We start from the raw sequence: 5,497 nt of genomic DNA, 5'->3' as shown, positions 1-5,497 counted from the left end.
TACGGCCGAGTGACGCTCCGCGCCCCTCAGCCTCCGCTGCGCTCCAGGTCAGTCCGCTGTGCTTGTGGTCGGACTGACCTTCCGCTCCGCTACGGCCGAGTGACGCTCCGCGCCCCTCAGCCTCCGCTGCGCTCCAGGTCAGTCCTCCAGCCCGAGGGCGAACGCCTGCTCCAGGTCGTGCTGCGAGTACGTGCGGAACGCGATGTAGGTCTGCGTGCGGACGACGCCCTCGATCTTGCTCACCTTGTCGGCGATCACGTCGGCCAGGTCGTCGTGCTCGCGGACGCGGACCAGGGCGATGAGGTCGACCTCGCCGGTCACCGAGTAGACCTCGCTCACGCCCGGGATGTCCGCGATCTCGGCCGCCACCTCCGGGATCCGCGAGGCGTCCGAATCGATGAGCACGATGGCAGTCAGCATGCTCGTCATCATGCCGTGCGAGGTGGGCGGATGCTGAGCGGGATGATCCGCGCGTCGTCGAGGTCCAGGGTCACCGGGCGGGCCTCGGCGACGTCGAGCTCCCTTTCGGGCGTCCCGCTCGCGGTGGGTATGAGCCGGTGCACCTGGGCGTCGGGGGCGGACCGGGTCCGGACCAGGGTGGCCACGGCTGCTGCCGGGTCCCCGACCGACTCCGCCGAGCGCACCGGGGACGCCCAGGGCACGTCGACGGCGACCAGTCGTACCCCCGGCTTCTCGAGCCAGGCGAGGACTAGGTCCGTCTCCTCCGGGTGCGCCGCCGTGGCGGGTGCGACGGGCGGCTCCACCTGCTCGCCGGTCGCCTGGAGCGTGGCGATCGCGGGCCGAGGGTCGGTGTGCCGGTCCACCCGCGCGGTGCCGGCGAGACGGCCGAAGCGCACGAGCACCAGCTCCCACCCGCCGTCGTCGGCGCGGCGCGCGGCGACCAGCTCCGCGCAGCCGGCGAGCGGGGCGAACCGCTGGGCACGCGAGGCGCCCCGCAGGAACCCACCGAGCCGGTCCCGGACGGTCGCTGCCTCCTCGAACCGTTCCTGCGCGACGAGCCACGCGATCCGGTCGGCGTGCGCCTCGACCACCGGTGCGGCGTCGGCGAGCATCGCGTGACGGACGCGGTCGACCACCTGTGCGTACTCGGGGACGCCCTGGTGGCCGGTGCACGGGGCACCGCACCTGCCCATCTCCGCCAGGACGCACGCCGAGCTGCCCGGCGGTGCGAGCAGGGGGAGCCGACGGGTGCACTGGCGGATCGGGAAGGTCTCGTGCAGGGCGTCCAGGGCGAGCTGGGCGGTGGACGACGAGGAGAACGGGCCGATGTACGTGGCGCCGTCGTCGTCCTTGACCTCCCGCACCACCGACAGGCGGGGATAGGGCTCGGACGTCAGCCGGACCCACGGCATCCGCTCGGGGAACCGGGAACGGCGGTTGTAGCGGGGGGTGTGGGCCGCGATGAGCCGCAGCTCCCGGACCCGTGCCTCCAGCGGCGTCGCGCACGGGATCGGGTCGACGCGGTGGGCGACGCGGACCATCTCGATCATCCGGCTGCGCTTCTCCGCGGACGTGAAGTACGACCGGACCCGCTGGCGCAGGGAGGTGGTCGACGTGCCGACGTAGAGGACCTCGTCGCCGGGTCCGCGGAACAGGTAGACGCCGGGGCTGTCCGGCAGCCCGTCCGCCAGGGTGCGCTTGCGGCGGACGTCCTCGGGGACGGGGTCGGTGGCGGTCGCCAGGTCCTCGAGGTGGGTCACGCCGAGAGGAGCCAGACGGGAGAGCAGGGCGTGCAGGACGTCGACCGTCGCGCGGGCGTCGGACAGCGCGCGGTGGTTCGGGGTCACCGTGGCGTGGAACAGCGCGGCGAGGGTGGAGAGCTTGTGGTTCGGTGCCTCGTCGCGCGTGACGACCCGCCGGGCCAGCCGGACGGTGTCGACCACCTGGTTGCCCGGCCAGGCGTGACCCGTGCGGGCTGCGGACGCCTTGAGGAACCCGATGTCGAACGGTGCGTTGTGCGCGACCAGCACGGCGCCGCGGGAGAACTCGAGGAAGCTGGGCAGGACCTGCTCGATCGGCGGGGCGCCGACGAGCATCGTCGTGGTGATCCCCGTGAGCACCTGGATGAACGGCGGGACCGGACCCCCGGGGTCCACCAGCGTCTGGAACTCGCCCAGGACCTCGCCGCCGCGCACCTTGACGGCGCCGATCTCCGTGATCGCGCAGTCCGCGGGCGTCCCGCCCGTGGTCTCCAGGTCGACGACGACGAACGTGACGTCCGACAGCGGAGTGCCCAGGTCGTCGAGGCTGGGCTGCACCGGCCGGCCGGTGAGGTCCGGCGACGCGTCCGCCCAGACGGGGCGCAGGCGGCGGACGGGGGACATGGCTGGGACGCTACCCACGGCCACCGACACCGCCCGGTTCCCCGCCCGGTGGGTCGCGAAGCGGCCGCTGCCCCTCCCCACGGACGTCGTGCGCCGATAGTTTCGGCGGATGGAGCTCGAGCTGCGTCACCTCCGCCTGATCGTGACCGTCGCGGAGCAGGGCTCGGTCACGCGTGCCGCGGCGACGCTCGGCCTCACGCAGCCCGCGCTCACGGCCCAGCTCAACCGGATCGACCGGACGTTCGGCGCCGCGGTGTTCACACGCGACCAGCGCGGCACGCGGCCCACCGCGCTCGGCGAGTTCGTGCTGGGCCGCGCCAAGGTGCTCCTCCCGGCCATGTCGGCCCTGGTGGACGACGCGCGCCGCATCGTCTCCGACCGGGAGGAGCGGACCCGGTCCGTCCGGGTGGGCACCGCGAGCACGGCCATCGGCGGGCTGTTCGTGAACCTGCTGGTCTCCCGCCTCGACGCCGAGGTGACCAGCGTGACCCTGCCCGACGTGGACGACGTGGTGGAGCAGCTGGCGTCGCGAGCGCTCGACGTCGCGCTGGTGGGCATGTGCGGGAACGCCTCGCCGCCTGCCGCGGGTGGGGTCCGGTGGTGGAGGGTGAGCACCGACCCGGTCTTCGTCCTGGTCCCCGACGACCACGTGCTCGCGGCGCGCCCTGTGGTCACCCTCGCGGAGCTCGCGGACTCCGCGTGGCTCGGGGTCACCGGTGGCGGCTGCTTCCAGCGCTGCTTCGTCACCGCCTGCGCCCGCGCCGGCTTCACGCCCGGCAAGGTGAACGAGGCGGACCGGTCGGCGTGCGTCGACCTGGTGCGGGCCGGCCACGGCGTCGCGCTGGTGCAGCCGACCTTCCCCGACACGCCGGGGGTGTCGGTGCTGCCGCTGGCCGGCGCCCCGCTGCAGTGGGCCCACCACGTCGGGTGGCACGAGGTGGGCGCGCCGCTGCCGGTGGACGGCATGGTCGACTCCGCGGTGCGCGCGCACGCCGAGGCGGTGAGCCGCAGCAGCCCGCGCTTCCTCGGTTGGGTGGGTCCGCAGCGCCATAACCACGGTGCTATGACCTCTGGGTGATCTTCTCTTCGACCCCTGTCACGCCTATCGTGACTGCTGGCCTCCCGGCCGATGTGACGACGGAGGGACGACAGACATGACGCGACACACCTGGAGAGCGGCGGTGACGGCGTGTGCGGCCGGCGCGCTCCTCGCCGGACCGCTGGCGGTCGGATCCACGGCTGCGACGTCCGACCCCGGATCCACGAGCCCGCACGAGCTCGGCATCGAGCAGAAAGTGGATCCCGCGCTCCAGCGGGCTCTGGAGAGGGACCTCGGGCTGAGCGCGTCCGCAGCCGCTGCGCGGTTGACGTTCCAGGCCCGTGCCTCGGGGATCCAGGACGCCCTCGCGGCTCGGCTCGGCTCCACCTTCGCGGGTGCGTGGATCGATCCCACGAAGAACGTGCTGTACGTCGGCGTCGCGGCCGGCGGTTCCACCTCGGCGGTCCGGCTGGCGGGCGCGAAGGCGGTCGTCGTCGACAACACGCTCGCGGAGCTCGAGAGCTGGCAGACCTCGCTCGACGCCGCCCGTGCGGACGCGCCCGACAAGGTCCCCAGCTGGTACGTCGACGTGACGACCAACCAGGTCGTCGTCTCGGTCCGGCCGGGCGGCGAGTCGGCCGCGCGTGAGCTGGTCGAGCGCGCTGGGGTGCCGACGGGTGCGGTGACGTTCCAGGCCACGCAGGAGGCTCCCCGGACCTTCATCGACATCATCGGTGGCAACGCCTACACGATCGGCGGCACGTCGCGGTGCTCGGTCGGGTTCGCGGTCACCGGCGGCTTCGTCTCGGCCGGGCACTGCGGCCGGGTCGGGGCGACCACCGCGACCCCGAGCGGGACGTTCCGCGGGTCGAGCTTCCCCGGCAACGACTACTCGTGGATCGGCGCGGCTGCGGGGAACACGCCCGTCGGCGCGGTGAACCAGTACAACGGCTCGCGCGTCTCCGTGGCCGGCTCCACCGACGCCGCCGTCGGTGCGGCCGTCTGCCGGTCAGGTTCGACCACGGGCTGGCACTGCGGGACGATCCAGTCCCGTGGAGCGAGCGTGACCTACGCGGAGGGCACCGTCAGCGGGCTCATCCGGACCAACGTCTGCGCGGAGCCGGGTGACTCGGGCGGCTCGCTCATCGCCGGCAACCAGGCGCAGGGCGTGACGTCGGGCGGGTCAGGCAACTGCTCCTCGGGTGGCACCACGTACTTCCAGCCCGTCAACGAGATCCTGTCCGCCTACGGCCTCACGCTGACCACCGGGGGAGGCGGCACCACCCCGCCCCCGACGACGGCGTGCTCGGGCTACGCGGCCAGCTACCAGGGGACGCTCAGCTCCGGGTCCGCGGTGGCCCAGCCCTCAGGCGGCTCCGTGAGCGTGACGCGCAGCGGCACCTTCCGGCTGTGCCTCGCGGGGCCGACCGGCGCCGACTTCGACCTCTACCTGCAGAAGCGCAGCGGGACGGCCTGGTCGACGGTCGCCCGGGGGACCACCGCGTCGAACAACGAGGCGTTCACCTACACCGGCACCGCCGGCACGTACCGGTACGTCGTCGACGCCTACTCCGGCTCCGGCGCGTACGTCCTGGGGGCCACGACTCCCTGACCCGCGGCGGCAGCACGGCCCGACGGTCACCTCCCGGGGTGGTCGTCGGGCCGTCTGCCGTCCTGGCCGCCTAGGGTGCTGGTCATGAGCAGCGAGGGCGTGACCGGCGACGACGCCGAGCAGGTGCCGACCTCACTGCGCACGGCCCTGGTGCAGGTGGCCGCGGACGTCCTGGGAGCCACCGAGCCCGTCGAGGTCCCGCCGACGCTGCGCGCCGTCCACCGGTTCGCCCCGCGCCGGCGTGCGACGGCCGGAGCGGGACCGCTGTGGGGCGCGCTGCAGGACGACGGCTTCCGGGCCCGGGTCGCCCGGGTGTGGGCGCAGACGAACCCCGAGCTGGCGGCCGGCGTGGTGCCGGACGCGGCGGACCCCGCTCCGCGGTCGGTGCAGTCCGCGGCGGGCGCCTGGCTCCTCGGTCAGCCGGGTTGGCGCGACCTGCTCCCCGACGAGGCGGAGGCGACGCCACCGGCGGCGACCGCCGCGGTGCAGGCGCGCCTCGAG

4 protein-coding genes and 1 pseudogene are annotated in these 5,497 nt (G+C 74.0%); 3 read left to right on the top strand and 2 right to left on the bottom strand.

The genetic code is table 11. From position 1 onward, the window contains the following. Positions 1-138: 138 nt before the first annotated feature. Positions 139-420, bottom strand: a complete 282-nt coding sequence (locus RYN42_RS19530) for an Lrp/AsnC ligand binding domain-containing protein (RefSeq protein ID WP_315099082.1) — start codon at positions 418-420, stop codon at positions 139-141. 8 nt (positions 421-428) lie between these two features. Continuing rightward, the gene (locus RYN42_RS19525; protein WP_315099079.1) at positions 429-2,345 is read right to left on the bottom strand and encodes a DEDD exonuclease domain-containing protein; all 1,917 of its coding nucleotides are present in this window, start codon (positions 2,343-2,345) and stop codon (positions 429-431) included. 109 nt (positions 2,346-2,454) lie between these two features. On the opposite strand from RYN42_RS19525, the gene RYN42_RS19520 reads away from it, so the two are divergent. The 3 genes and pseudogenes from RYN42_RS19520 to RYN42_RS19510 all read left to right on the top strand — a co-directional run. Continuing rightward, positions 2,455-3,423, top strand: coding sequence for a LysR family transcriptional regulator (locus RYN42_RS19520; protein ID WP_315099076.1), 969 nt, complete (start codon positions 2,455-2,457; stop codon positions 3,421-3,423). A 76-nt stretch (positions 3,424-3,499) separates the two neighbouring features. After that, positions 3,500-4,996 (top strand): S1 family peptidase, encoded by a 1,497-nt coding sequence (locus RYN42_RS19515; RefSeq protein WP_315099073.1) that lies wholly within the window; start codon positions 3,500-3,502, stop codon positions 4,994-4,996. 84 nt (positions 4,997-5,080) lie between these two features. Then, positions 5,081-5,497 (top strand): annotated as a pseudogene (locus tag RYN42_RS19510) (hypothetical protein); the annotation flags it as partial.

The organism is uncultured Cellulomonas sp., assembly GCF_963527515.1.
Classification (GTDB): Bacteria; Actinomycetota; Actinomycetes; order Actinomycetales; family Cellulomonadaceae; genus Cellulomonas.
Note: the sequence above shows the minus strand (reverse complement) of the source record. Positions and strands in the feature narration are given on the sequence as shown.

Excerpts from the sequence above, each read along its gene's own strand:
- RYN42_RS19530 (WP_315099082.1), bottom strand. The coding sequence starts at position 420 with ATGCTGACTGCCATCGTGCTCATCGATTCGGACGCCTCGCGGATCCCG.
- RYN42_RS19525 (WP_315099079.1), bottom strand. The coding sequence starts at position 2,345 with ATGTCCCCCGTCCGCCGCCTGCGCCCCGTCTGGGCGGACGCGTCGCCG.
- RYN42_RS19520 (WP_315099076.1), top strand. The coding sequence starts at position 2,455 with ATGGAGCTCGAGCTGCGTCACCTCCGCCTGATCGTGACCGTCGCGGAG.
- RYN42_RS19515 (WP_315099073.1), top strand. The coding sequence starts at position 3,500 with ATGACGCGACACACCTGGAGAGCGGCGGTGACGGCGTGTGCGGCCGGC.